This window comes from Erythrobacter sp. S158 (genome assembly GCF_057364915.1).
Genome location: NZ_CP200279.1, coordinates 1,793,677 through 1,817,554, shown reverse-complemented (window position 1 = coordinate 1,817,554; position 23,878 = coordinate 1,793,677). Strand labels below are relative to the sequence as shown.

Genomic DNA, 23,878 nt, shown 5'->3' with positions numbered 1-23,878 from the left:
CAATGGTCCCCGTCTCCGCTTCCGAAAGGCTGAGCGAAGCCCGCGACGCCTTGCACCGCCTGAGTGTCGGCGAGTCCGTTGTCGAAGTCCGCGATCAGAGTGGGGAGTCCATCCGGTACTTCCCCACCACCATGCGGGCGCTCGAACGCTACATCGCCACGCTTGAGCGGGAGGTGGCGGGACGGCGGCCACCCCTCTCCATTCATTTCCGTACATCGAAAGGAATTTCGTGATGAAGAACTACGTACAGAAGGGCAATCATCTCGACGTTGACTCGCCCGCAAACGTTCAGTCCGGCGATCTCGTTTTCGTGGGATCGATCTTCGGCATCGCAGCGATCAACGCAAACGTCGGTGATCCGCTCGTGCTTACGCTCGGCGGCGTTTTCGACCTGCCCAAGGTGGCCGCTGAAGCGCTGTCCACTGGCGACCCCGTGTACTTCGACTCCGGTGATAGCCTGGTCACGGGCACCGACGGTGGCGGCGCGAATGCGCTGATCGGTGTGGCGGTGAAGGACGCGGCGAATCCGTCGGCGTCGGCAATCATTCGCCTCAACGATACGTTCTAATGACTGATTCCGCGCTCGCAGCGCCCCGTGTTGCGGGCGCGGATAAGTCCGGCATAGACGATTTGCTGGGCAGCACATCCGCGCTTGATCGGCGGCTACCCGTTTCTCTTTTCTCCGATCTGGCAGGCGACAAGTGCGAGCGAGTGGAGCTTTCGCTGCACGAGATTGCGGCCTGTGTCGAGCAGACTTCGGCGCCCGCGAAAGAGCGGTTGCCGTTGCTGAAGCTCGCCACTTTTGGAGATCGAAAGAGCGCGAAGGGGGCGCTGCGTCACACCGACAACATCGAAGCGGTCCATGGGATCGAAGGCGACCACGACGCAGGGACTCTGAGCGTTGCTGATGCGCGCGCCAAGCTGAGCGCCGCTGGTATCGCTGGCCTGATCTACACAACCCCTTCCCACAGGCCGGAAAGTCCGCGCTGGCGCGTTCTTGTACCACTCTCGCGTTCGGTTGCTGCTTATGAGCGCGAAGCCCTTACGGCGGCCCTCAACGGCGTGCTTGAAGGTGCTCTTGCCCCTGAGAGCTTCACGGCGGCTCAGGCCTATTTCTACGGGCGTACGGGAAACGCGAAAATCGACCTGGCCATCTCAGACGGCAAGGAGTTGGACCGTTGTGGGGGACAAATGTCCGGGGCGCTTGGCCGCGACGGCAGGCCCTACACCGAGCGCATGACGAACACCGAAACCAATTCGATCGATGACGCAGACTTTTACCGAGAGCCGGAATGGCCGCGCATTCGGTCTGCCCTCGCAACTATTCCCGCCGATGACTTCGATTCCGACTATGACGGCTGGTGCCGAATTGGCATGGCGCTCCACCATGAGACGTGCGGCTCCGCTGAAGGTCGCGCGCTCTTCGATGAGTGGTCGAAAGCTGGCCTGAAGTACGATGCGCGCGCGGTTCGCGCCAAATGGGACTCATTCAACTGCAAACCTGGTGGCGTCGCCATTGGCACGCTTTTCGATCTCGCGAAGCGCTACGGCTGGGAACCGAGCACGCGGGAACCTCCCCAGCCATCCACTTTGCAAGTGCTCACGCCTTCCGACTGCGAAAACCTGCCCAATCGCGGATACGTGGTGAAGGGCTTGATCGCTCCGCGAGACCTCGTTTGCATCTACGGTGCGCCTGGGGCGGGCAAGTCGCTAATCTCTCCGCATATCGGCTACGCGGTTGCACAAGGCCGCGAGACCTTCGGGATGCGCGTGAAGCCTGGGCCGGTGCTCTACGTCGCCGCCGAGGACGCGCACGGGATGCGAGGGCGCGTGAAGGCCCTGAAGCGGCGTTATGGCGATGCCGACGGCTTCAAGCTGGTCGATGGCGTGACTGACTTGCTGAGCGAGGACAGCGGAGACCTTGCGGCGCTGCGGGAGCTTGTGGAGGCTTGGCAGCCGCAACTCGTCGTCATTGATACGCTCGCGCTTGCCTTTCCCGGTCTCGAAGAAAACGACGCAGCCGCAATGGGCCGTGTGGTGGCTATCTCGCGTTCGCTGACTGAGGGCGGGGCGGCTGTTGCCCTGGTCCATCATGACACGAAGGCCGGGACGCCCACGCCGCGTGGCCACAGCTTGCTCAACGGCGCGTTGGACGCTGCACTGCAACTCATGCCGATCGATCAGGGCGTGACGAAGGGCAAGCTCTCGAAGAACCGCAACGGCACGATGGACCGGCTGATTGCTTTCAGCATCGCCACCGAGAGCATGGGCGAGGACGAAGACGGCGACCCGATCAGCGCCCCGCTCGTGCAAGAGGTCAATGCGGCTTCCCTGCCTAGCCCCGCCGATGCGTTGAAGCCCTCGGAACAAGCAGCCTTGGCCCGTCTGAGCGTGCTGCTTGAAGAGGGTGAGCCGGTCACTCAATCCGCCTTCCAAAAGGCTTGTATCGATGATCCGAAAGTCTCTTCGGCTGAAGAACGGGATGCCCGTCGAAGGGTGGCAGCCCGTGCCATCCAAGGACTCGTCCGAATGAACCGCATCGCGATCATTGACGGGTTGGTGTCGCTCCCATCCGACGGCTTCGATGAATGGGAGACCGCGTAGTGTCTCAGGCCGTCTCATATCGTCTCAGCGAGTCCGGTTTGATCCGGTTGAGTCCGGGTTTGTCCGGTCTGAGTCCGGATTGGCAGGTCGCTCACAAAACCGGACCGGACCGGACTCGGCCCTTTAGGGCCGGTCCGGAGTTCGGGTTTGAGCGATGCCCGGACTTGGGAGTGGATGGGTCCTTCCCGTGGGGCGGGCCGTTGCGGGGAGCGTCGAGCGCGGAAATCGGCTCGCTACAAAAATTTCAGAATGGAATCGAAAATGGCCGGTGAGATCGGAATCGATGATTTGCTCGGCACCCCTGGTCCGGTCGAAGGCACGGCGGATGAGCTTGCCGAATGGCTGGGCTTGTCCTCTCGCCAGATTTACCGGCACGAGACCGAAGGTCATGTCGTGAAGCTCGGCAAGAATCGTTTCGACCTTCAGGCGTCGGTTCGCACCTATTGCGAATGGCTGCGCGATCAGGCGCACTACGGGCGACCCGCAACGGGGACCGCGAAGTCGGCATTGGCCGAAGAGAACCTCAGGCTGAAGCGTGAGCAAGCCGACGCCGTGGCGCTGAAAAATGCGCAGGCGCGCGGCGAACTCGTGCCAGCCGAGAACGTGGAGCGCGAATGGAGCGGCGTCCTTCGGACCGTACGCGCCGCAATGCTCTCAATCCCCGCCCGCGTCCAAGCGCGACTTGCTCACCTCTCAGCCGATGACGTGGCCGTGATCGATCGGGAAGTGCGCGATGCCCTCACCGAAACCGCGAAAGGAAAAGCTGATGATTGATGAACAATGGACTGAAGAGCCGACGGGACGCGGATTCTCGTACATGGTGCGAGCATCAAGCAAGGATTCGACCTCATTCATGCGGAAGGGATTCCAATTCCCGCTCGAAGGATACGTGGAGGCGAAGGCGGTCCGCGACGGCATTTTTGCGTCCAGGCCCGAACTCTTCGCGCCTGGACTCTATGGCTATATCCACGGCTGGGGGTCCTATCACACGCCGTTCTCAATGTACTACGCAGCTGGAAGCATGATCTGGCAATTGATGATCGTTCGCGATTGCGAGGTTATCTATAATCGTCGCGACGGAGACCGTAGCTGTCGCGTCCCGCGTGCGTGGATTAAACACACCTGCGAAGCTGAAGACCTACTCACCTTGCTGCGCGGGGAGGGAACGCCATATTCGGCCCTCGTGGCAGATAACTTCGAGCGAGAATACAAGTATTGGCCGAAGGTGATGGACCGCGCACTTGCACGTGGGGGCGCGGTCCGTGCTTGAACAAGTTCGATCGTGCGCGCTTCAGGCTCTCAGGCCGCCGCCTCGCCTCTCGCTAGCCGATTGGATCGAGACCGAAATGCGGCTGCCCTCAACTGTTTCAGCGCTTCCCGGTCCCGTCCGCCTTTGGCCGTATCAGCGGGGCATTGCCGACGCAATTTGCGATCCATCCGTGACAAGGGTGACGATTGTGAAGCCGGTGCGTGTGGGCTTCACCACGTTGCTGTCCGGCACGTTGGCCAGCTACATCGCCAATGAGCCTTCGCCCATCATGTGCCTGTTACCGACGCAGGACGATTGCCGGAACTACATGACAAGCGACGTGGAGCCGATCTTCGAAGCGAGTCCAGCATTGCAAGGCTTGCTGTCCGATGATGGGCGAGAAAGGGGCCGTAACACGCTTTTGTCTCGGCGCTTTCCCGGTGGAAGCCTCAAGATTGTTGCGGCCAAATCGCCTCGCAATCTTCGAGCGCACACGGTCCGAGTCCTTTTGATGGACGAAGTGGACGCGATGGAACCGACTGTCGAAGGCAACCCGCTCGCCCTAGCAGAGCAGCGCACGCTCAGCTTCGCCAACCGCAAGATCATCTCAGGCTCAACGCCAACTCTCGAAGATACGTCCAACATTCTTCGAGCCTATCGTGGTTCCGATCAGCGCACCTTTGAGGTCCCGTGTCCCGAATGCGGCACCTTCACCGAAATACGATGGGGGCACATCAAATGGGAGCCGGACAACCCCGAGACGGCGGCCTTCGAATGTCCGCACTGCCAAACCATGATTGAAGAGCGCCACAAGGCTCAGATGGTCGAGAACGGCGTCTGGCGAGCCACTGTGCCCGATGTCGAAGGTCACGTAGGTTTCCGGCTCAACGCGCTCGTGAGCACGCTGAAGAACGCCACTTGGGGCGTGCTCGCATCCGAGTTCGTCCAAGCTAAGCGCAATGGGCCAGATGAGCTTCAGGTTTTCGTCAACACCATCCTCGCGGAAGGGTGGCGAGAGGCAGCCGATGAAATCGACGAAGACGCGCTCAAGTCGAGAGCCGAGCCTTTTGGGCTAGAGGCACTCCCTCCTGAGGTGCTTTTTGTGACCGCTGGAGTGGACGTGCAAGACGACCGGCTTGAAACCACTTTGCTCGGCTGGTCTCGCGATGAGTGCTTTGTGCTTGCTCACCACGTGATTTGGGGGGCGTCGCACGAGGATTTAACCTGGATCGAATTGGACGACTATCTGAAGTCGAAGTGGGACCATCCGAACGGTGGGACTCTCCGAATCGATGCGGCTTTGATTGATTTAGGCGACGGGGGCGTGACCGATCTCGTTTATCGGTTCGCCCATGCTCGTTATGGGCGTCGCGTGGTGGCTGGGAAAGGCGTGAGCGGCAATCGGCCCGCCCTGCAAATGTCGAAGTCGAAGGGAACGAGGCTTTTCCTCGTGGGCGTGGACGGATTGAAAGCAAATTTATTGCAGCGGCTCGTTCATGGGCGCTCGATGCGTTTCAGCGGCACGCTCAGCGAGGAATGGTTCGAGCAATTGGCCAGCGAGCGCCGCGTGATCCGGTATCATCGTGGCCGCCCGGTCCGGCAATTTGTCCGCATTGCCGGACGACGCGCTGAAGCGCTTGACTGCGTGGTCTATGCCACCGCTGCGCGTGAACTCGTGACGACCAACGCCGATCGGCGCGAAGAGGAACTTGCCAGCCGTGCTGCGCCGAAAGCGAAAGCGCCTGTGATCCGGTCCAAGTGGTTGGGTTAGAAGAGTGCCGTGAACATACCCTTCAGAATGTCATAAGCCGCGCTCCCAACTATCCCAAGTCCAAAGAAACTAGCTACTGCGCGATGGAGGTTTGCCCCCAGCATGCTAGTCTTGAAATATTCGACTGGCGGGAAGAGCCACCGGAAGTACTGAAACAGTAAGCGAGCGCCAAATAAGGACAGAAACAGAACATAGATCGCCAAAATCACATTCGTGAACATGGATTGATTTTCAATCCACTCGCGCCCGATTTCGCCAGTGCGAAGGTACATCCAAATCATCGCAGGTAAGAATAGTAGCCATATGAAGTAGTCGTACACTCCTGATCCGTGGATCGAAGGACGAAGTACCTTTCGTTCTTCGAAAAATCTCTGGATCTTGTTTTCGGTGGATATCACCCACTCCTCATTAAGCCCGTAGACGTTGATTATAGTCCGATTCTCTGTTGGATTTGAGGGCGCGTTGAGCATATCGACCGCGAGATTCGGCCTCTTAAAATCGATGAGCGCGTCAACCGCGTTAAGCGGAATAATGTCTATAGCACGCTTCGGAAAAGAGGTGTTGGAGATGTAAAAGCTGGCCATATCGTTCGGAAAGTCTGCGCTTTCGGAGTCCAATTCGCCGAGGCCTTGGATGCTATCACCCATTTGGTCGGTGTATCGGTATTCGACTGGCATAAACTCATCGGCTTGACGCTGAGCATCCTCATCGCTCTCAAACTTTCCAGGATCGGCTCGCGCAATTTCCAATTTTTTCGCGCGCTCATTAACTTCGATGATCAAGTTGGTAAACGCACTTAGGTCTGCCGCTGATAAAGCGACATTCTGCAAAGTGATGTCTCGCCTGTATTGTGGCACACGATTGGTCAAAGGCGCACCTTCGCTTGCAGCCTCTAGTGCTGTCTCATCCTCTTCTTTGTGCTCGTTTGGTGCTTCAGATGTCATATTGTACTACAGTAGGTTCCCTACAGACCGTTGGTCGTCCAGATAGCTCGCCCACCATTCCATCATTTTGCGGCGCTGCGGAAGATACTGTGCCGAGTTATACGCGGCCCTGATTTGGTCGCGATCATCATGGGCCAATTGCCGTTCGATCCAATCCGACTTAAATTTGCCGGTTTCGTTTAGGACCGTGGAGCCGGTCCCTCGGAAGCCGTGGACCGTGGCTTTACTGTGATAGCCGAGCCTATAGAGCGTGTAGAGCATCGTGTTCTCGCTAATCACGCCCCTGCGGTTTCCGGGAAACAGGTGTGGGCTTGAAGGTCCTAGCGCTCGCAGTTCTTTCAACAACGCCACGACCGAAGGCGCCAATGGCACCAGATGTTCGAAGCGCATCTTCATTCGACTCGCTGGGATACGCCAAAGCGGTTCTTTCCCATCTAGGTTTTCGAACTCGCACCATTCCGCGAAGCGCGTCTCATTCGTGCGTACAAGCGTGTAGATAGTGAAGAGGAGGGCGATGCGCGTATGAGGTTCCACAGGCTCGGCTTCGAGCTTGGAGAAGAACACGGGGAGCTCCTGTCGAGGCATTGAAGCGCGGTGCTTGACAGGTGGACGCTCTCTCAGCGCGGCGGTTATGTCCCGCGATGGATCGCGTTCTGCGATGCCCCGGGCGACAGCGTAACGGAAAACCTCGCTAATGTGATTGTTGAGTCTTCGCGCCATGTCGATCGATCCGCGCGCTTCGACCTTGCGGATGGTGGCCAGCACATCCGCCGGGAGAATCTTCGAGATCGCCATTGGGCCAAGCGATGGGAAAGTGTCAGCTTCGAGCCTGCGGAGCGTAATCCAAGCGTAACGCTCGCTCCACTTGGGCTTCCGGCTCTCGTGCCATTCACGCGCAACCGTCTCGAAGTTGTTTGCATCCTCAAGTTCGATTTGTCGTCGCGCCTGCTTGCGCGCCTCACTTGGATCGATGCCTTCGGATAGCTGAGCTTTCGCCTTGTCTCGCCATTTGCGCGCAGCCGCCAGCCCAACAGACGGATAAGTGCCCCCGGTAAGCTCCTTCTGCTTCCCGGCGAAACGATAGGCGAGCTTCCATGTCTTGCGCCCCTTTGGCGAAACCGCAATTATCAGCCCCCCACCGTCTGCGAGCTTATAAGTCTTGTCGCGAGGCTTGAGGCTTTTCAGCCGAGTATCCGAGAGTGCCATGTTGGGCTTTTCGCAACGGCGTTGGGCTTTGGCAAGCTACAGCCCAACAAAACTGCGAGATGCTATGGGAAGGCATGAGACACTTTTCGCCCGGAAACCGCGAAAAAAGCTTGAATTTCCGGGGTTTCCGAGAACGAATGGGACCCCGTGAGACGATGAAATGGTCGGGGAGACTGGATTCGAACCAGCGACCCCCTGTACCCAAAACAGGTGCGCTACCAGGCTGCGCCACTCCCCGACATTTCAATCGTTCAAGCAACGAGTAGTCCTCGATGCTCAACGCTTCGTCACCGCCCCTTAGAGGTTGGTGGGCCCGGCAGGATTCGAACCCGCGACCTAGCCGTTATGAGCGGCCAGCTCTAACCGCTGAGCTACAGGCCCCCCGGTACCATCAGCACGCGCTGTGACGTAAAGCAGCACGGCCCCTACAGCCACATTGCAGCTTACACAAGCGGCTGATTTACCTTTGTGTGGCTTCGATGATGTCGGCGACATTCGCAGTGCGCACGCCGCGCTTGCCGAGATAGGCGTAGACATCGCTCAGCCACTCATACAGCCGCTCAACATCGCGCGAGTTGGCTGCATAGGGAGTAAAGCCCGGCGCAAGTGTCGGGCTGTGGAATGACAGCACCAGGAGCGGCAGAGCTTCATCCAGGGCCACGTCGATGCCGCGTATCGCTTCTGCGCTGGTGACGCCTTCCGGAGTGAGAGCGATTCGCTCGAGAAGCTTCAACCGCGAGAAACCTGAAAAGAAGGTCGGGATATGGCGTTGCAACCGGTGGATGTGCTTACCCAGCATGCGCAGCGGGCCCCAATAGACACTCGTCACAGGCAGTTCGAGCAGTTCGCGCGCTTCATCCACCCAGTAGGGGGCCAGCGGGTGATTGGAGTAATCTGGGCCGTATTGGGCAGCGTAATCGAACAGTGAGCGCACCGATGTGTCGATGCGGATGCCATTGTCCTTGAGGATCTGCGCCGAATGCTGGCCAAGGCCATACCGACCGGCACGATAGATCAGGGGCGGCGTGCCGAATGCTTCCTCGATCCGGTCGCGCAGCGCCTTGAACTTGGCGGCTTCCAGTTCAGGCGGGAGGCTTCCAGCGTACGAGTTTCTCGCGCAAACTTCTTCATCGAAAGGCGGATTGACCCACGGGTGAAGCTGCACCCCGACGTCAGCGACCCCTCGCTTGATCGCGTCGCCGATGATCTCAACGGCGCGCGGATCTGTCGCGATCGGCCAGTCGACCAGATAAACCGGATGAGCACCGATATCCTCGCAGAACGCTTGAAAGCGCGGAATGGCCTCGACATGACGCAGGCCGTGCTGGTCGCGGGTGAAGGGGCCTTCCCAGTCAAACTCCTCTTCGGTGTCGACCGTAAGCAGTACCCGCTGCCCGAAATCAGGCGCAAAGGAAGCCTTTGCCGATGCGAGCGGTGGCTCGATCATCGAAACGCCATGCGCGCCGATATCTACGGGCGCTTGTGGTTGGGCTGCTGCCTGCATGGCCGATCGCTATAGCGACAATGTGTAAGCGGAGCCTTACCGGGAGCCTCGCTGGATACCGTTTCAATCTTTCGCGATGGGCAGGGTGAGAACGATGATTTCGTCCTCGCACACCAGATCGCCGCCGCCCGAGCGAGCTTCGGCCCTCGCGAGGCGCAGGGCAAAACCGGCGCCGAACAGCCCCGCATTGATTGCCGATCCAAGGGGCCGGGCGTCAGCTGCGAAGATATTCTCCTCGCTCAGAAGTTGCGCAGGCACTTCGCTGGTAAGCTTGGCAAAATCGCCGTCACGCTCAACCGATGCAGTGAGCATTTCGCCAGCTGCGCATCCACCACCTAGCGTCGCCAGAAGGCGCCATAGAAGCGCTTCTGCCTGCTCCGGATCGACGGCGGCCATGACGGCTTCATCGCTGCCATCGGGATCAATGGCGGCCAGCTCGATGCCTGACATGCGCGGGCCCAAAACCTGCGCAAGCTGGCCAACTGTGCGCTGCGTAAGCGCATTGAGATTGGCAACTCCGCTTTCAACTTCGATCACGCCGGTTTCCAGCCGCGCAAGGCGGTCCAGTTCTTCAAACCCTGCAAGGATGCGCGCAGCGTCAGCGGCAATAGCAGCTGCGAGCGCGCGGTATTCGTGCGGGGCGTTGCCAAACAATTGCTGCTGGATCACCTCGGCATAGCCCTGAACCGCGGTAACCGGCGTACGCAACTCGTGAAGAAGCTGGCGAATGCGGTCAGCCTCTCGCTGCGCTGCGGTTTGGGTAGGTTGTTCTGAGCTTGCTGGACGACGGAAGCGCCCGACATAGCCTGCAAAATTGCCACCTTCGGTAAAGCGCGGCTGCGCGTCGACCACCCATTCGCCGGCAATCGCCTCGGCCCCATCGAGGCTTAGGCTTGCGCCGCTGATCGGTTGTCTGCGGGCAACAGCACGCTCAAGCGGGGTCTGAACCGCTGCGCTTCCAAGGCGGGCAGGGGCCACCAAACGTGCTCCAATAACCATGGGCGCGATCTCACCGTCCGCCCATTCGATCCGGCCCGCCGCGTCGCCAGCGAAGCCGAATGCGGCGATCTTTCGCGTCGATCCGCCTGCCTGTTCTCCAAGCGGGAGGCGCGGCATGAGCTGATCGTCGTCACCGCGCGGTTTGCCATCGCGGTTGCGCTTGAAGGCGGCAATCCGCTCGACCAGCGCGGAGATTTCGCTGCGACCCTCGCTTTGAGGATCGCTTTCCAGTTCGTCTTCGCTCTCTGGCTCGAACTGAGGTGCCTGCTCCGGCTCTTCGATGAATTCATCTTCAAGTTCGAGCGGCTCAGGTTGAGGCGGCTCTGAGGGGATGATCAGGTCGCGCTCAACCTCGGCAAGAACGCCGGTCTCGGGCGAGGGCAGGCCGCGGTCATAGACGCCCAGCTTCTCAAGCAGTTTCTCGGTCTTGGCTGGCAAGTCATTGCGCAGGCGCAGGAAACCGCGCGCGCGAACCGGGAGGCGCGGGATCAGCGCTGCCCAGTCATCGTCGGACAATTGCGCCCGCGACAAAGCGGCCGACGCCACGTCGGGTTCTGCATCGGCAAGATGTGCGGCCAGTTCCGGATTGCGAAAGCGCCAGCCCGGCTCGCGCACCATGCGCGCGCGGTCAGCTGACGGGATTGCCTCTGCCAGTGCATCCATCCTCAACCACGCGGCGGCGGCAAGGCTGGGATCTCGCGAGACATTGGCTGCACCCATCCGCTCAGCGCCGAGTATATCGAGCAATTGCCGGTATTGCGTGCGCTTCGACCCATCGCTCTGCGCGCGCTGGCGTAGCACCGTCGCAAGGCGATCATCGAAAAACATCCAGGCTCCAAATCCATCAGCTGCACCGCTTGGCGGCAAGGAGCCGTTTGCGAATCCAAGCCAGTCACTTGGACGCAATTCGGCAATTAACTCCTAACATCATGAGCGATTTGACGCAGGACCATCGCACACTGCGTTGCAAAGCGGGACAATTGCTGGCACACATAATAAAATTAGCTTTACCCAAGCAAAACCGTTCAAGTTCTTGCAAAAGGTTGTTGTAGGGTAAGGCAATCTGCTGCCCGTGAGCAACGGGATCATTCTATTGTGCAGGCCTTCAGGGGGTTCTTGGTTTCGATGGCAAATCTGGATGAGATCGATAAGCGTCTGCTCAGCGAGCTTCAGGCTGAAGGGCGCGTGACCAATGTGGAGCTGGCGCAGCGCGTCGGTCTCACCGCGCCGCCGTGTCTTCGCCGTGTTCGCGGGCTTGAGGAAGACGGCGTCATCCGCGGCTATCACGCTGATCTCGACCCTTCGAAACTGGGCTTTGCGATCACCGTTTTCGCGATGGTGAGCCTGAAGAGCCAGGCCGAAAGCGCGCTGCGCGAATTTGAAGAGCACATGGCCGATCTTCCCGAAGTTCGCGAGTGTCACATGCTCAATGGCGAGATCGACTTCATTCTCAAGATCGTGAGCCAGGACCTTCAAAGCTTTCAGGAATTCCTCACCAGCAAGCTGACGCCTGCGCCCAACGTCGCGAGCGTGAAGACCTCGTTGACGATTCGCACCTCCAAGCACGAACCCGGCGTCCCGCTGTGAGCGATGCGGAGCGCCTCGCCGAGCCGCTCCGCGGTCACTGCCTTTGCGGCAGCGTCAAAATCACCCTGAATGCTGCCCACGCGGAAGTTGACGTATGTCACTGCGGCATGTGCCAGCGCTGGGGCGGCAGCATGTATGCCGGTATCGAAGCGGACGATTTCTCGCTTTCGGGCGAGGATCACATCAGCACCTATCAGTCGAGCGACTGGGCAGAGCGCGCCTTCTGCAAGAAATGCGGCAGCAATCTGTGGTACAAGTTCCTGCCCACGGGCAATCGCACGTTCCTTGCTGGATTGTTCAAACTGCCTTCGGGCCTGCCGATCAAGCACCAGATCTTCATCGAAGAGAAACCCGACTGGTTCGACATCGCGCAGGAGAGCCCGAAGAAAACGGGTGCAGAAATCATCGCTGAGGCCGAGGCTGCTGGTTTCAGTTTTGAGTAGCTGCTTACCGCAGGGGTGACCCGGTCTGAGACGCGAGCATAGGAGGTTCGAGAATGCTGGATGAGCCTCCCGCGCCTGTTGTCATCGAACTGCCTTCACCTGCGAACACGGATGAGGGCCTGCCCAGTACCACTCGCGAGGACGGCTCGCTGGTGATCGACCTTACTCCGCTCGCTCCGCCTCCAACCGAATGCCTCGATGAGATAGAGCCCGATCCGTTCAATCCGGAAATCATCGTGTGCCGTGAAATGGTGCTCTCGCCCCGAATTGGTCCGACTTACGGCCCGACCGCCGCCGAATTGACCGAAGGCAGCGCGATCCCACGCGCTCGCGTCCGGCTAAGCGAGAATGCGGAGGCCGAGGCCAATGTCATCAAGAAAGGCGTTGGCGGCTTTGATGCCGATGGCACCGAAGTGCGCCTCAAGATCGACTTTTAGTGAAGTTTGAGCTTGGGCCGCACGATGCGGTTTACCCGGCCAATCACGATCAGCCCCAAGCCCTTGAGCCAGCCGTGGATCGCGATGAGGTGCATCCTATAGAGCGAGGTGTAGATGAAGCGCGCTATGCGCCCTTCAACCGCCATCGCGCCGCCGACGAGGTTCCCCATCAGGCTTCCCACGGTCGAAAAGCGGCTGAGCGAGATGAGCGACCCGTTGTCCTGATAGACGAAGCGCTTGAGCGGTCGCCCCTGCTCGCGAAGGCGCAGGTTCTTGAACACGGTGTCCGCCATCTGGTGCGCAGCTTGCGCACGCGGAGGGATGGGCGGCGCGTCGCTATCGGGCGAATAGGACGCGCAGTCGCCAATTGCGAAGATATCGGGATCAGTCACGGTCTGAAGCGTTTCAGTGACGACGATCTGGTTTCGCATCGTCGTCTCCAGCCCCAGTGTGCTCAGAAACTCGGCGCCTTTGACACCCGCGGCCCAGACCATCAGGTCGGCCTCGATGGTCTCACCGGTTTTGGTAATGAGCTGGCGGCGTTTGGCCTCCACCACTTGCACGCCCTCGCGCACCTCGACGCCGAGCGCTTTCAATTCCTTGCGCGCAGAGGTCGAAAGACGCTCGGGCAGGGCGGGTAGGATGCGAGGGCCGGCCTCCAGAATGGTCACGTCGAGGCGGCTTTCATCGAACACCTCAAGACCATAATGCTTGAGCGCGCCAGCCGCGTTGTAAAGCTCTGCGGCGAGTTCCACCCCGGTCGCACCCGCTCCGACGATTGCAACCTTCACTCGCGAATCTGCACCCGGATCTTCGATCATCGCGCGGCTCACGCGAAGGCAGTGGTTGAGCAGAAGCGTACGGAATTGATCCGCCTGCCTGCGGCTGTCGAGGTAAAGGCAATGCTCCGCTACCCCCGGCACACCAAAGTCGTTCGAGACCGAACCGATGGCGAGGACCAGCATGTCGTAGCGGATCGTGTGCGCGCCGATGATCTCTTCATCATCGTCATCCATCACGGGCGCAAGACGGATGGTCTTGGCCTCGCGATCTATACTTTCAAGGCGTCCCTGAAAGAAACGATAGCCCCAGCGCGCGCAATGTCCGCGATAGCCGACCTCATCGAGATTGGCATCGAGCGATCCGGCAGCAACTTCGTGCAAAAGCGGTTTCCAGATGTGGGACAGGTTCTGGTCGACCAGAATGATGTCGTGGCGCTTGCGGCCATATTTCGCGCCGAGCTTGCGCACGAGTTCAAGCCCGCCTGCGCCGCCGCCGACGATGACAATCTGAGTTTTGCGCTTTGCTTCCGGAATGGCGATGGGATGCCGCTCGGAATCGCTGCGGGATATGACGTCTTGCTTCAAGAGAGGCCCTTCGACAGTGCGTGGCCCCCGATCCCGCTGGGGCGATTTCGTCATCTTATAGCATCAATCGTGGCCGGTTTACCAAGCCCCCAGAGGCAGAAAGCCGCCTATTTCCTGAAAACACCGCCAGATCGGACCGAGCCTAGGTGGTTCCACGGAGGCAAGTAGCGCTCACTTCGGGCTAGAAGAGCCTGTGGCGATGGGTGCGTCGCACTGCGAAAGCGAGGGTGAGGCGTGTTCGAATACGATCAATATATGCCCCATGGCATGTGCCTTTTGTGGGAGCCTTGGCTGGTCGTCCTGTGGGCCGGCAGCGATCTGATGATCTTCGTCGCCTACATGGCGATACCGCTTGCGCTGGTCATGGTCATGCGCCGAAGAGACGACCTTCGGCACCGAGCGCTGGTGGCGCTTTTCGCTGCCTTCATCCTACTTTGCGGCATCACTCATTTCATGGGGATCGTGACGCTTTGGTACCCGATCTATCCCTTCACCGGCGCGGTAAAGCTCGCCACGGGCATCGTCTCGCTCGCCACCGCATTCGTGCTATTCAGGCTCGTCCCGGTGTTCCTGCGAATACCCACACCCGACACGCACGAAGAGGTCATCGGAAAGCTGGAAGTGACGCTCGCCGACCTGTCACGCTCGCGCGATGAGCTTGAGAGCCGTGTCAGGCAGCGGACGGAAGAACTCAACGATGCGAACACCCGGTTGGCTCTGACAGCGCGCGATGCGGTCCAGCGGAGCCGCAACCTAATTCAGGTGGTCTCATCGCTTACGCGGCCGGGCGTCGAAATCAGCCAGTATCCGGAACGATTCCTGCGCGAATTGCGAGGCCGCATCAATGCGCTCGCCATAGCGACTTCGACCGTGATGGAGCAGGACGATACCGCACGCGCAAGTCTTGAAAGAGTGATCCGGAGACAGATCGAACCGCTCTTCAATTCGCCTGCGCAACAGTTGAGCACAGACGGGCCGGTTGTCGAAGTCGGTGCGCAGGGCGCGCAGCAATTGAGCCTTATCGCTTGGGAGCTTGCCTCGCGCTTCGTCCAGATCGGACGGGCGGAGCAAGCTCGCGGGCACATCGCGGTCAGTTGGACGGTCGATGCATCAGATGCGGATGACGAGGAGGCCAGCCTGATTCTGGAATGGCGAGAGAGCTTCGGATCAACCTCCGAAGAAAGCGCCTTCGACAGCGGTTCAGATGAGCCGCCTGCGGGCACACCACTGCCGCTCGACGAGTTCAGCGAGACGCTTTTGACGCGCATTGTGCCGCGTCTGCTTGGCGGCAAGGGCCGGTTTGAAATCGCGCCTGCGGCCTTTCTTTATCGGCTGACCTGTCCGATCAGCGCGATAACTGCGCGCAATGGAGCAATCGAGACAGTGATCGAAGCGCCGCACGACGAAACGAATGGCCATGCGATTGAGGTCACTTGACCTCGTCCCAGCGGCGCAAAGCGATCAATCGTTCGCTTCAAGCCGTCCGAAAAAGCCAATGACTTTCACGATCTTTCCCGCATCGTTGACCTCGGTCATATCGAAGCCGTCCATCAGGCGCTTGTCGCCCATGTCGATCTTCCAGTGATAGCGGCAGAAATTGTTCTGCATCTCGATCTCGCTGTTGTGCGAATATGCCGCTCCCGGGATCTGTTTCTGCGTCTGATGAACCATCTCGACAAACGCCTTGCGCCCGACGATGTTGTGGTTCGGGTCGGCAAAATGGACATTGTGTTCAAGCGCTTCTTCGGTCAGTCGCTCGATTTCTGCCGCATCGGTGGTGTTCCAGATCGCCATCATCTTGTGAAGGCTGTCCATATAATCGCTCATAGAATTGTCCCTTATGCGTAGGATGCGTCGAGGCCTGGTGCGTGCTCTGCGATCCAGCCCAGCGCGTTTTGCACATCTGCCTCGGCCAGGTCGTACCAGTCGTTCATCGCCGTGATCTGATCGCCTGAAAACTGCCACAGGCTGTGCGCGGAGAAATGCAGCAGCGGTTTGTCGCCCAGCCTATAAATACCCATCGCACGCGCCGTGATCGTGCCGGGCTCGAAATGGCGCAGCCCCACCGGGAACCACTGACGCTCGTCAAAGTGGCGATCGAAATTCGCGATCGACTTTCGGAAACCCGATATCACGGCATCGCGGCCTTCGAGGCGGCAGGCGAAGGGAACACCCGTCACCGTATAAATGACATTGGGCGCGAGAAACGGCTCAAGTCTATCCCAGCCATCGGTTTCGACCGCTTCATCGAAGGCGTCGATCCATGCCTGCCAACGCTCCATCATCGTCTATTCTCCCGTTGCTGACGCCAGAGATGCAATCAGGAGATAATGGACTCAATTACCTTTGGGTTATAATCGGTGGGGTATGGAGTTTGGGAACATCCTCGCCCGTTTGCGCCGTGACCGGGGTTGGTCGCAGGAAGAGCTTGCGATGCGGGCCGACCTTTCACAGCGTCACATCTCCTTTCTGGAGACCGGCCGGTCAAAGCCGGGTCAGTCCGCCTTGGCAAAGCTGGCGAAGGCGATGGCGCTACGAGCATGGGAGCAAAGGGCGCTGTTCAGGCCGCTTGCCGGCGGCAGGACCGAGCTAAGTGCGCCTGAACATACGGCGTCGCTTCCCCAGGGTTTTTTTGAGCGCCTGTCGCCATGGCCCGCCTGCACTTTCGAGCCGGACGGCACTTTGGTGCAGAGCAATGCGGCGCTTGATGCCCTGCTTACCTATGCTGGCGGGGGAGAGGATTTGTGGGAAGCGACCGCAGCGGATGGGAAGGCCAACATGTACGATCTGGTCTTCCACCCTGACGGACTGATCCGCTGGATGGAAAACCCAGAAGAGGTGATCCCCGAAACGCTCAGGCGATTGCGGATAGAGGCATCGCATTTCCCCTCGCTCAGCGCCACGATTGCCCGGTTCGAAAGCTACCCGGCGGTCGCCAAGTGGACGGCGCGGCTGAGCGATCCGCCCAGCGTTCTTGAGGAGCGCTACACGTTACGAGGCGAGACCCTGCGCGTTATCTCGGTGCTGTCCTCAATCGCATCGCCGGGCGAATTTGGCCTCGCGGCTTTGCGGATTGAGGCTTTCGTACCAGCCGACGATCAGAGCGCAGCCCTGATCAGCTCGATCGCTCCGCCAGCCACTCTTCCAGCCACTTGATCGAATAGTCTCCGTTGAGGACATCGTCCTGCCGCAGCAATTCCTGATGGAGCGGGATGTTGGTTTTCACCCCCTCGACCACCATTTCCTCAAGCGCGCGGCGAAGGCGCATGATGCACCCTTCGCGATTGCGCCCGTAGACGATCAGTTTAGCGATCATGGAATCGTAGTAGGGCGGGATCGAATAACCTGCGTATAGGCCTGAATCGACGCGCACATGCATGCCGCCAGCCGGGTGGTAGTAAGTGACCTTCCCGGGCGAGGGCGCGAAGGTGAACGGGTCCTCGGCATTGATCCGGCACTCGATCGCGTGGCCTGTGAAACGCAGGTCTTCCTGCGCCACCGAAAGCGGCTTGCCAGCCGCAATGCGGATCTGTTCGCGCACGAGGTCGACCCCGGTGATTGCTTCGGTCACGGGGTGTTCGACCTGCAGGCGGGTGTTCATCTCGATGAAGTAGAACTCGCCGTTCTCCCACAGGAATTCGATCGTCCCTGCACCGCGATAGCCCATGTCGCGCATCGCCTTGGAGCAGACCTCGCCCATTGCCGCGCGTTCATCGTCGCTGATGACGGGGGAGGGCGCTTCTTCGAGCACTTTCTGGTGGCGACGCTGGAGCGAGCAATCGCGCTCGCCCAGATGGATTGCATTGCCATTGCCGTCGCCGAAGACCTGAAATTCGATGTGGCGCGGGTTGCCGAGATACTTCTCGATATAGACCGTCGCATCGCCGAACGCGGCCTTTGCCTCGCTGCCGGCCTGCTTCATCAGCGTCTCGAGCTTGTCCTCGCTCTCGCACACCTTCATGCCGCGGCCACCGCCACCGGAGGCGGCCTTGATGATCACGGGATAGCCGATTTCGGCCGCGATCTTCTTGGCTTCCTCAGGATCGGAAACCGCTCCGTCGGAGCCTGGGACCAGCGGAAGGCCAAGTTCGCCGGCGGTCTTCTTCGCCTGCACCTTGTCGCCCATCGTGCGGATGTGTTCAGGCTTTGGGCCGATCCACGCGATGTCGTGCGCTTCGACGATCTCGGCGAACTTGGCGTTCTCTGAGAGGAAGCCGTAGCCCGGATGGATCGCATCGCAGCCAGCCACTTCGGCAGCCGAGATGATGTTGGCGTGGTTGAGATAGCTTTCCGACGCGGCAGGCGGGCCGATGCAGACCGCGTGGTCTGCCAGCCGCACATGCATCGCGTCGGAATCGGCGGTCGAGTGCACCGCGACTGTCTCGATCCCCATTTCGTGCGCCGCGCGGTGGATGCGCAGCGCAATTTCGCCGCGATTGGCGATCAGTATTCGAGTAATGGCCACGTCTGCTTACCCGATTACAACAAGCGGCTGGTCAAATTCGACCGGCTGAGCGTTGGCGACGAGGATCGCCTTGATCGTGCCCGACTTGTCGGCGGTGATGGGGTTCATGACCTTCATCGCCTCGACGATGAGCAGCGTGTCGCCTTCCTTCACGCTGTCGCCGACCTTGACGAAATCAGCGGCTCCCGGCTCGGGAGCGAGATAGACAGTGCCGACCATCGGTGACTTGAGCGCATCGGCATGTGCGTCAGCGGCGGGCGCTTCAGGTGCCGGTGCCGCTGCAGGAGCCGCCGCCGGAGCGGGTGCAGGGGCTGCTGGCGCGCCGCCGACGAGGTTGCCAAAGGCCGCAATTTGCGCAGGCGTGAGGTTCGCACCGCCGCCACCACCGCCGGGGAAGTTGCGTGCGACGCGGATCTTGCGATCATCATCTTCGACTTCAATTTCGGTAAGGCCGGTCTCGTTGAGCATTTCTGCAAGCTCGCGAACGAGAGCGGTGTCGACATTCATGCCGGATTTCTTCTCAGCCATGCGTTCCCCTAATATGGCCCCATGTTTCCATGGCGTGGTTGGTTGCGGGTGTGACTATTGACGCGAATTGCGGCTGGCAAGTGGCAAAGCACGCAAAATTCGCAAGTGCGCCTGTGAGATCAGACTTCACCCGACGCTACGGCTTCCAATGCGATGCGGTAGGAATTGGGGCCGTGCCCTTCGACCGTTTTTGCCGCTGCCATGCCTATATAAGAAATGTGGCGAAACTCTTCTCGCGTTTTTGGATCGCTGAGATGCACTTCGATAACCGGAGTGGTTATCGCTTTGGCGGCGTCGAGCAAGGCGATCGAGGTGTGCGTGTAAGCGCCAGCGTTGATCAAGACAGCGCGTGCGCCCTGCGCCTGCGCCTCGTGGAGCCAGTCGACCAGCATGCCTTCGTGATTGGTCTGCCGCATGTCGATGGTGAGCCCAAGCTCGAGCGCGCGATCCTCTAGCATTCCTGCAATCTCATCGAGCGTGGTGGAGCTGTAGATTTCAGGCTCTCGCAGGCCGAGCAGGTTGAGGTTCGGCCCGTTGAGGACGAAGACTGTGTTCGAGGTTTCGCTCATGTGATCGGGTTAGCCGGGTTGGCGGCGCTAAGAAAGCAAGAAGGGCCACGATGCGCACATCGCGGCCCTTCGAATTGGTCTGGTGTCAAAACTCAGATCAGGGGAAATTCTGCGAAACGGTCGCGACGTTTCCGGTCCCGATCTGCGAGGTCGAGGAGAAATCGCCCGTTCCGCCCTGATTGGTGGTCGCCATGTTGGACGTCCCGTTCTGGGTGATCACGCTGATATTGAACGTGCCGTCTTGGTTGAGGATCGACATGTTGCTCGTGCCCGACTGCGTCATGGTCGACGTGCCGTTGTCGCCATCTTGGTTGACGTCGGCGTTATTGAGGTTGCCCGCAAGGTTCTGCGTCACCGTCGAGGTGTTCATGGTGCCGATCTGATCGACGAAGACGAGGCTCATTTCGCTCGACGCCGTAACGGTGGAAACGTTCATCGTACCTTGCTGGAGGATGGTGACCTGGCTTCCGTCGGGAACGGGGCTCACACCGGGCGTATCGTCGCCGATGAGCGTGGTGCTCTCGTTGAAATTGCCCAATTCCTGTGTCAGCGTATGGACACTGTTCTCGGCGATCTGATCGACAATACCGATATTGTTGTTGCTCGATTGAGTGATCGTGCTGCGGTTGTTGTCATCGGGTGGCCCCGATACGTCAGAACCCTGCTGCACTTCGGCTCTGTTGAAGCTGCCAGTCTGGGTGATCGTGCTGTCCTGATCGTCAGATACATCGCCCTGAATCACTTCAGCGCGGTTGTTGCTACCCGACTGCGTGATGGTGCTGAAGCTGTCTTCCGAACCCTGATCGGTATCGGCGAAGTTCTCGTTACCGCTTTGCGTATGAGTGATGTCGGAATCGTCATCATCCTGGAAAGCGAACGAGTCGTTGTCATTACCGCTTTGCGTGATCAGAATGTCGCCGCGATCGGTGTTGTCGTCCTGATCGACAAAACTTTCATTGCCCGTGCCGGTCTGATCGACGTCGACGTCGCCGACTTCACCGTCCTGAATGATTTCCGAGCTGTTACCAGCCATCGTCTGAAGCACGTCTGCATCGTTTGCACGCTGCGACTGGAAAATGTCGGAGAAGTTGTCATCGCCGGTCTGCCGGACAGTCGCGGTCTGAGTGTTCTCTTCCTGCTCGATGAAGGACTGAACATTCACACCCGCGGTCTGTGTTACCTCAGCAGTCTGGTTCTGATCGCGCTGGATGACGAGGCTGACCGCATCGGTCGTGCCGATATCTTGGATGACGTCAACGTCGCCGTTCGTACCGCTCTGGTTAATGAAATTGCCGGTCCCCGAACCGAAGCCCTGACCAAGGCCGCGCTGTGTCACGTCAGCCTGGTTGCTGGTCCCACCGCCTGCATTGGTCTGGAATACTTCGGAATTCATGCCGTCGCTGTCGACGGTCTGGGTGACATTCAGAATGTTATCGCCGGTCTGCGTTCCTTCGGAATAACCGTTCGAGCCTTCCTGCAGAATGGTCGCTTCGTTCGCGATACCATCGACGCCGGTAGGCGTGCCGTCTTGCGTCAAAACCGATTCGTTGGTGTCGCCGGTCTGGGTCACATCGGCATCGCTGCCGGTGCCGCTTTGCGTAACAGTGCTGATATTGTCCTGCGCCAGCGCAACGCCCGGCATCGAAAGTGCGATCGCCGAGACTCCGGCAAATACCGTTCTTTTCATCACTCTTCCCCCATCATCATTGCGCTGACCGCGATGATCCCATTCGGTTGCGCAAGTAACCGCGCAACGTGACTCGCATGGTTGATAAACCTTTAATGCCTTGGATGAAAGCGAATTCTGTCCGGTCAATAGGTGGGAATGCTGAGTGAAGCGGACGTTGTGACGAGCAAGCCGGTGCTGAAGCGAATCTAGTGTGCGATTCACGCGATTTCGCGAGATGTTCGATCTCAACTTTGCGCTCGATCAAATCCGAAGACTGCGAATGCGCCTAGGATTTCTGCGATATCGAGGAGACTGACGATGACCGGGTATGCAGAAATGGCCGAAACGCTCAAGGCGCGCTTGTCCGACTTGCTCGCGCGCGCCGAGTTGATCGAGGATGACCTTCGCCATCCCCTAGAGGCGGACTTTTCCGATCAGGCGATCGACCTTGCCGATGACGAAGCCCTCGAAGGCGTCGATGACGTTCTGCGCGCCGAGATCGCGCAAATCAGGCATGCGCTCAAGCGCATCGAGAATGGTACCTATGGTACCTGCGGAAGCTGCGGGAAAGAGATCAGGCGCGAGCGACTGTTCGCACGTCCAATTGCGACCCGTTGCATTGAATGCGCGGCCTAACGTCAAATGCCCGAGGGTTTGCTTGAAAGCCTACCCAGACGTCGTCCGCTGAAGAAAGCTCATAGCGGCTTTCCGAATGTGCGCAGGCGCATTGCGAAGCTCCGGGCATTGTTCGTCCATCTGCTTTAGCGTTTCAGCGGGCATCAGACGCTTCATGCGCCATTGGGGGAACGACGTCTGAGTGATTGTGCGCTGATCCACCACACGGATCGAGTGGTGGCGAGGATCCTGTTCGAGGCGTTGCATCAGGTCGACGATGCGCTCCTTGGGTCCCTCGATCACCTGGAAGAAACGGTCGTGCGAGAAGATCAGGAAACCGGTGAGGCCGGCCTGGGCGTTGTTGTCGGCGGACTTTTGGATGATATTGAATAAATCAGCAGCGCCGACGCCCTCGCTCGCCTTGCTCTCGTAGATTATCTCCAGCATGCGCAGCCGTTAGCAGACAATGCTTAACGAGCAGCGAAGGCGAGTCTCAGGGCGCCCGCAATCTTACCGATCCACGCCCTTTACCTTTCCCCATTGGCGCGCGGCGGTGTAGCCCAGATAGCCGGTGCCGAAGAGCGCGTAGAGCGGTTCAGGCAGTCCCGCGAGGTAAGCGTTCATCCCGCCCGCAATATGGCGCGCCGCACCCGGATTGAAAGCGCTCAGCAGCCCCATCGGAAGGGCGGTCAGGATCAGGACGTACATCACATAGAGGAAGCTTGGGCGCGCGCGGCTGGTCCAGGGGTCTTTTGATTGCGCCTCTGCGACGATCGCTGCGAGGCGCGCCTCGATCATGGCGAGATCCTGCGTGCCTTCGAGCCGGATCAATTCAAGCTGGGCTTTCGCCCGGGCTTCCTTGTCGGGAATGATCTTGTCGAGCAGGGAAGTGATCGGACCGATGAGGGTTTCGAGAATGGCCATTGCAGCGCTCCTGTTGAGAATCGAACGAGTGCACTAACCAAATGGGTTTGTGTAGGAGAGTTAAAACTCTAAACTGGTTCGATAATCGAGTCTATTCGCCCGCTTCGGCAAGCAGCCTTTCCGCAAGGGCGAGGTGCGGGCGGTCAATCATCGCACCGTCGAGTTGCAGCGCGCCTGCTCCGGGATTGTCAGCGAAGGCCTGTACCACGGCACGGGCATGCGCGATCTCTTCCGCGCTCGGCGTGAAGGCCGCATTGATCGGCGCGACCTGTGCCGGATGGATGGCGAGCATTCCGCGAAAGCCTTGCGCACGAACGCGGCGGGCGCGGGTTTCCAGCTTTTCGAGATCACGAAACTCCGGCTGCACGGTCTCGATCGGTGCGACACCTGCCTTGACCGCGCCGAGTAGGCAAAGGCTACGCGCCATCTCGTAAACGTGAGTGTATTCGCCGTCAGGCCCGCGCTGCTCGCTTGCTCCAAGTTCGCTAGACAGGTCCTCAGCGCCCCAGCTCATCGCCGCAAGGCGCGGGGTGTTGTCATAGGTCCCGGTGGTGAACATCGCAGCGGCTGTCTCGGTAACGAGCGCGGCGACCCTGATGGAACCGGGGGCAAGCCCCGCCGAAACTTCGCGCGGTGTGATGAGCGCGTCGAGAGCCTCGACATGATGACCGCCTTCGGCCTTGGGCAGGAACAGCCCGCCCGGGCCTGCTGGCACAACTGCATCGAGATCATCTTCGGTCCAACCGCCCGAGAGCGGATTGACCCGAACCCAAACGCGCGATGTGTCGGACGCTTTTGCAATCGCATCTGCAACCATCTTGCGCGCCTCGGCCTTGCGATCCGGGACAACCGAATCCTCAAGGTCGATGAGCGCGATGTCAGCGTCGCTCGCGATGGCCTTTGCCATCTTCTTCTCGCTGTCGCCGGGAGCAAACAGCCAGCTGCGCATCTTGGGCAGGGGTGGGGTCGTCATCTGTAGCGTCCTCTATATGTGGAG

At 59.6% G+C, this 23,878-nt stretch carries 26 protein-coding genes and 2 tRNA genes; 12 read left to right on the top strand and 16 right to left on the bottom strand.

The features are described from left to right. Positions 1-2: 2 nt before the first annotated feature. From gpW to AC0V6T_RS08950, 6 genes are all read left to right on the top strand, one after another. Entirely contained in the window at positions 3-233 is a 231-nt protein-coding gene (gpW, locus tag AC0V6T_RS08975) for a gpW family head-tail joining protein (protein WP_486126161.1), read from the top strand. Next, positions 233-568, top strand: a complete 336-nt coding sequence (locus AC0V6T_RS08970) for a DUF2190 family protein (RefSeq protein WP_486126159.1) — start codon at positions 233-235, stop codon at positions 566-568. The genes gpW and AC0V6T_RS08970 overlap by 1 nt, the downstream gene beginning before the upstream one ends. After that, positions 568-2,604 (top strand): AAA family ATPase, encoded by a 2,037-nt coding sequence (locus AC0V6T_RS08965; RefSeq protein ID WP_486126157.1) that lies wholly within the window; start codon positions 568-570, stop codon positions 2,602-2,604. The genes AC0V6T_RS08970 and AC0V6T_RS08965 overlap by 1 nt, the downstream gene beginning before the upstream one ends. A 249-nt stretch (positions 2,605-2,853) precedes the next feature. Next, positions 2,854-3,378 (top strand): hypothetical protein, encoded by a 525-nt coding sequence (locus tag AC0V6T_RS08960; protein ID WP_486126156.1) that lies wholly within the window; start codon positions 2,854-2,856, stop codon positions 3,376-3,378. Continuing rightward, the gene (locus AC0V6T_RS08955; RefSeq protein ID WP_486126155.1) at positions 3,371-3,874 is read left to right on the top strand and encodes a hypothetical protein; all 504 of its coding nucleotides are present in this window, start codon (positions 3,371-3,373) and stop codon (positions 3,872-3,874) included. Before AC0V6T_RS08960 ends, AC0V6T_RS08955 begins: the two co-directional genes overlap by 8 nt. Beyond that, positions 3,867-5,624, top strand: coding sequence for a phage terminase large subunit family protein (locus AC0V6T_RS08950; protein WP_486126153.1), 1,758 nt, complete (start codon positions 3,867-3,869; stop codon positions 5,622-5,624). The genes AC0V6T_RS08955 and AC0V6T_RS08950 overlap by 8 nt, the downstream gene beginning before the upstream one ends. Here the strand turns inward: AC0V6T_RS08950 and AC0V6T_RS08945 are convergent. The 6 genes from AC0V6T_RS08945 to AC0V6T_RS08920 all read right to left on the bottom strand — a co-directional run bounded on the left by AC0V6T_RS08945 (position 5,621) and on the right by AC0V6T_RS08920 (position 11,105). Continuing rightward, positions 5,621-6,568, bottom strand: coding sequence for a hypothetical protein (locus AC0V6T_RS08945; protein WP_486126151.1), 948 nt, complete (start codon positions 6,566-6,568; stop codon positions 5,621-5,623). The genes AC0V6T_RS08950 and AC0V6T_RS08945 overlap by 4 nt on opposite strands. Before the next feature lie 6 nt (positions 6,569-6,574). After that, on the bottom strand, positions 6,575-7,774 hold the full coding sequence (locus tag AC0V6T_RS08940; RefSeq protein ID WP_486126149.1) for a tyrosine-type recombinase/integrase: 1,200 nt from the start codon (positions 7,772-7,774) through the stop codon (positions 6,575-6,577). Between the two features lie 161 nt (positions 7,775-7,935). After that, positions 7,936-8,012, bottom strand: a tRNA-Pro gene (locus AC0V6T_RS08935). Positions 8,013-8,079: 67 nt separating this feature from the next. Further along, positions 8,080-8,155: transfer RNA gene (locus tag AC0V6T_RS08930), tRNA-Ile, on the bottom strand. Between the two features lie 79 nt (positions 8,156-8,234). Continuing rightward, the gene (locus AC0V6T_RS08925) at positions 8,235-9,221 is read right to left on the bottom strand and encodes a polysaccharide deacetylase family protein (protein ID WP_486128546.1); all 987 of its coding nucleotides are present in this window, start codon (positions 9,219-9,221) and stop codon (positions 8,235-8,237) included. A 120-nt stretch (positions 9,222-9,341) separates the two neighbouring features. Beyond that, on the bottom strand, positions 9,342-11,105 hold the full coding sequence (locus AC0V6T_RS08920; RefSeq protein WP_486126147.1) for a histidine kinase dimerization/phospho-acceptor domain-containing protein: 1,764 nt from the start codon (positions 11,103-11,105) through the stop codon (positions 9,342-9,344). 297 nt (positions 11,106-11,402) lie between these two features. On the opposite strand from AC0V6T_RS08920, the gene AC0V6T_RS08915 reads away from it, so the two are divergent. From AC0V6T_RS08915 to AC0V6T_RS08905, 3 genes are read left to right on the top strand one after another with little or no spacing between them, the layout of a single operon-like run. Next, positions 11,403-11,864, top strand: a complete 462-nt coding sequence (locus tag AC0V6T_RS08915) for an Lrp/AsnC family transcriptional regulator (RefSeq protein WP_007163629.1) — start codon at positions 11,403-11,405, stop codon at positions 11,862-11,864. Then, a complete protein-coding gene (locus tag AC0V6T_RS08910) occupies positions 11,861-12,307 on the top strand; it encodes a GFA family protein (RefSeq protein WP_486126145.1) in 447 nt (148 codons plus the stop codon). The genes AC0V6T_RS08915 and AC0V6T_RS08910 overlap by 4 nt, the downstream gene beginning before the upstream one ends. 53 nt (positions 12,308-12,360) lie before the next feature. Next, a complete protein-coding gene (locus tag AC0V6T_RS08905; RefSeq protein ID WP_486126143.1) occupies positions 12,361-12,744 on the top strand; it encodes a hypothetical protein in 384 nt (127 codons plus the stop codon). Here AC0V6T_RS08905 and AC0V6T_RS08900 read toward each other — a convergent pair. Beyond that, positions 12,741-14,111 carry an NAD(P)/FAD-dependent oxidoreductase gene (locus AC0V6T_RS08900; RefSeq protein WP_486126141.1) on the bottom strand — a complete coding sequence of 457 codons (1,371 nt, stop codon included), beginning with the start codon at positions 14,109-14,111 and terminating at the stop codon, positions 12,741-12,743. The two genes, AC0V6T_RS08905 and AC0V6T_RS08900, sit on opposite strands and share 4 nt — an antisense overlap. A gap of 234 nt (positions 14,112-14,345) precedes the next feature. On the opposite strand from AC0V6T_RS08900, the gene AC0V6T_RS08895 reads away from it, so the two are divergent. Next, a complete protein-coding gene (locus AC0V6T_RS08895) occupies positions 14,346-15,548 on the top strand; it encodes an HWE histidine kinase domain-containing protein (RefSeq protein ID WP_486126139.1) in 1,203 nt (400 codons plus the stop codon). A gap of 24 nt (positions 15,549-15,572) precedes the next feature. Here AC0V6T_RS08895 and AC0V6T_RS08890 read toward each other — a convergent pair whose 3' ends face one another. Both AC0V6T_RS08890 and AC0V6T_RS08885 read right to left on the bottom strand, forming a co-directional pair. Continuing rightward, positions 15,573-15,938 (bottom strand): hypothetical protein, encoded by a 366-nt coding sequence (locus AC0V6T_RS08890; RefSeq protein WP_486126137.1) that lies wholly within the window; start codon positions 15,936-15,938, stop codon positions 15,573-15,575. 11 nt (positions 15,939-15,949) lie between these two features. After that, positions 15,950-16,396 (bottom strand): nuclear transport factor 2 family protein, encoded by a 447-nt coding sequence (locus tag AC0V6T_RS08885; RefSeq protein WP_486126135.1) that lies wholly within the window; start codon positions 16,394-16,396, stop codon positions 15,950-15,952. Between the two features lie 82 nt (positions 16,397-16,478). On the opposite strand from AC0V6T_RS08885, the gene AC0V6T_RS08880 reads away from it, so the two are divergent. Next, a complete protein-coding gene (locus AC0V6T_RS08880) occupies positions 16,479-17,267 on the top strand; it encodes a helix-turn-helix domain-containing protein (RefSeq protein ID WP_486126133.1) in 789 nt (262 codons plus the stop codon). Here AC0V6T_RS08880 and accC read toward each other — a convergent pair. From accC to AC0V6T_RS08860, 4 genes are all read right to left on the bottom strand, one after another. Continuing rightward, positions 17,227-18,576, bottom strand: a complete 1,350-nt coding sequence (gene accC / locus AC0V6T_RS08875) for an acetyl-CoA carboxylase biotin carboxylase subunit (protein ID WP_007163638.1) — start codon at positions 18,574-18,576, stop codon at positions 17,227-17,229. The two genes, AC0V6T_RS08880 and accC, sit on opposite strands and share 41 nt — an antisense overlap. 6 nt (positions 18,577-18,582) lie before the next feature. After that, positions 18,583-19,104, bottom strand: a complete 522-nt coding sequence (gene accB, locus AC0V6T_RS08870; protein WP_486126131.1) for an acetyl-CoA carboxylase biotin carboxyl carrier protein — start codon at positions 19,102-19,104, stop codon at positions 18,583-18,585. Between the two features lie 119 nt (positions 19,105-19,223). Next, positions 19,224-19,673 (bottom strand): type II 3-dehydroquinate dehydratase, encoded by a 450-nt coding sequence (locus AC0V6T_RS08865; RefSeq protein ID WP_486126129.1) that lies wholly within the window; start codon positions 19,671-19,673, stop codon positions 19,224-19,226. A gap of 97 nt (positions 19,674-19,770) precedes the next feature. Continuing rightward, a complete protein-coding gene (locus tag AC0V6T_RS08860) occupies positions 19,771-21,360 on the bottom strand; it encodes a hypothetical protein (RefSeq protein ID WP_486126127.1) in 1,590 nt (529 codons plus the stop codon). Positions 21,361-21,660: 300 nt separating this feature from the next. Here AC0V6T_RS08860 and AC0V6T_RS08855 point away from each other — a divergent pair, with 300 nt between their 5' ends. Then, positions 21,661-21,978 (top strand): TraR/DksA family transcriptional regulator, encoded by a 318-nt coding sequence (locus tag AC0V6T_RS08855; RefSeq protein ID WP_486126125.1) that lies wholly within the window; start codon positions 21,661-21,663, stop codon positions 21,976-21,978. A 30-nt stretch (positions 21,979-22,008) separates the two neighbouring features. Here the strand turns inward: AC0V6T_RS08855 and AC0V6T_RS08850 are convergent, their stop codons facing one another. From AC0V6T_RS08850 to AC0V6T_RS08840, 3 genes are all read right to left on the bottom strand, one after another. Then, the gene (locus AC0V6T_RS08850) at positions 22,009-22,404 is read right to left on the bottom strand and encodes a BLUF domain-containing protein (RefSeq protein ID WP_486126123.1); all 396 of its coding nucleotides are present in this window, start codon (positions 22,402-22,404) and stop codon (positions 22,009-22,011) included. 63 nt (positions 22,405-22,467) lie between these two features. Further along, positions 22,468-22,881: a holin family protein gene (locus AC0V6T_RS08845; protein ID WP_486126121.1), complete on the bottom strand. Its 414-nt coding sequence runs from the start codon at positions 22,879-22,881 to the stop codon at positions 22,468-22,470. A gap of 91 nt (positions 22,882-22,972) precedes the next feature. Then, entirely contained in the window at positions 22,973-23,854 is an 882-nt protein-coding gene (locus tag AC0V6T_RS08840) for an HpcH/HpaI aldolase/citrate lyase family protein (protein WP_486126119.1), read from the bottom strand. Between the last annotated feature and the right edge of the window lie 24 nt (positions 23,855-23,878).

Bases quoted from the DNA above. Each gene is read 5' to 3' on its own strand.
- gpW (WP_486126161.1), top strand. From the start codon at position 3: ATGGTCCCCGTCTCCGCTTCCGAAAGGCTGAGCGAAGCCCGCGACGCC.
- AC0V6T_RS08970 (WP_486126159.1), top strand. From the start codon at position 233: ATGAAGAACTACGTACAGAAGGGCAATCATCTCGACGTTGACTCGCCC.
- AC0V6T_RS08965 (WP_486126157.1), top strand. From the start codon at position 568: ATGACTGATTCCGCGCTCGCAGCGCCCCGTGTTGCGGGCGCGGATAAG.
- AC0V6T_RS08960 (WP_486126156.1), top strand. From the start codon at position 2,854: ATGGAATCGAAAATGGCCGGTGAGATCGGAATCGATGATTTGCTCGGC.
- AC0V6T_RS08955 (WP_486126155.1), top strand. From the start codon at position 3,371: ATGATTGATGAACAATGGACTGAAGAGCCGACGGGACGCGGATTCTCG.
- AC0V6T_RS08945 (WP_486126151.1), bottom strand. From the start codon at position 6,568: ATGACATCTGAAGCACCAAACGAGCACAAAGAAGAGGATGAGACAGCA.
- AC0V6T_RS08940 (WP_486126149.1), bottom strand. From the start codon at position 7,774: ATGGCACTCTCGGATACTCGGCTGAAAAGCCTCAAGCCTCGCGACAAG.
- AC0V6T_RS08925 (WP_486128546.1), bottom strand. From the start codon at position 9,221: ATGATCGAGCCACCGCTCGCATCGGCAAAGGCTTCCTTTGCGCCTGAT.
- AC0V6T_RS08920 (WP_486126147.1), bottom strand. From the start codon at position 11,105: ATGTTTTTCGATGATCGCCTTGCGACGGTGCTACGCCAGCGCGCGCAG.
- AC0V6T_RS08915 (WP_007163629.1), top strand. From the start codon at position 11,403: ATGGCAAATCTGGATGAGATCGATAAGCGTCTGCTCAGCGAGCTTCAG.
- AC0V6T_RS08905 (WP_486126143.1), top strand. From the start codon at position 12,361: ATGCTGGATGAGCCTCCCGCGCCTGTTGTCATCGAACTGCCTTCACCT.
- AC0V6T_RS08890 (WP_486126137.1), bottom strand. From the start codon at position 15,938: ATGAGCGATTATATGGACAGCCTTCACAAGATGATGGCGATCTGGAAC.
- AC0V6T_RS08885 (WP_486126135.1), bottom strand. From the start codon at position 16,396: ATGATGGAGCGTTGGCAGGCATGGATCGACGCCTTCGATGAAGCGGTC.
- AC0V6T_RS08880 (WP_486126133.1), top strand. From the start codon at position 16,479: ATGGAGTTTGGGAACATCCTCGCCCGTTTGCGCCGTGACCGGGGTTGG.
- accB (WP_486126131.1), bottom strand. From the start codon at position 19,104: ATGGCTGAGAAGAAATCCGGCATGAATGTCGACACCGCTCTCGTTCGC.
- AC0V6T_RS08865 (WP_486126129.1), bottom strand. From the start codon at position 19,673: ATGAGCGAAACCTCGAACACAGTCTTCGTCCTCAACGGGCCGAACCTC.
- AC0V6T_RS08860 (WP_486126127.1), bottom strand. From the start codon at position 21,360: ATGAAAAGAACGGTATTTGCCGGAGTCTCGGCGATCGCACTTTCGATG.
- AC0V6T_RS08855 (WP_486126125.1), top strand. From the start codon at position 21,661: ATGACCGGGTATGCAGAAATGGCCGAAACGCTCAAGGCGCGCTTGTCC.
- AC0V6T_RS08850 (WP_486126123.1), bottom strand. From the start codon at position 22,404: ATGCTGGAGATAATCTACGAGAGCAAGGCGAGCGAGGGCGTCGGCGCT.
- AC0V6T_RS08845 (WP_486126121.1), bottom strand. From the start codon at position 22,881: ATGGCCATTCTCGAAACCCTCATCGGTCCGATCACTTCCCTGCTCGAC.
- AC0V6T_RS08840 (WP_486126119.1), bottom strand. From the start codon at position 23,854: ATGACGACCCCACCCCTGCCCAAGATGCGCAGCTGGCTGTTTGCTCCC.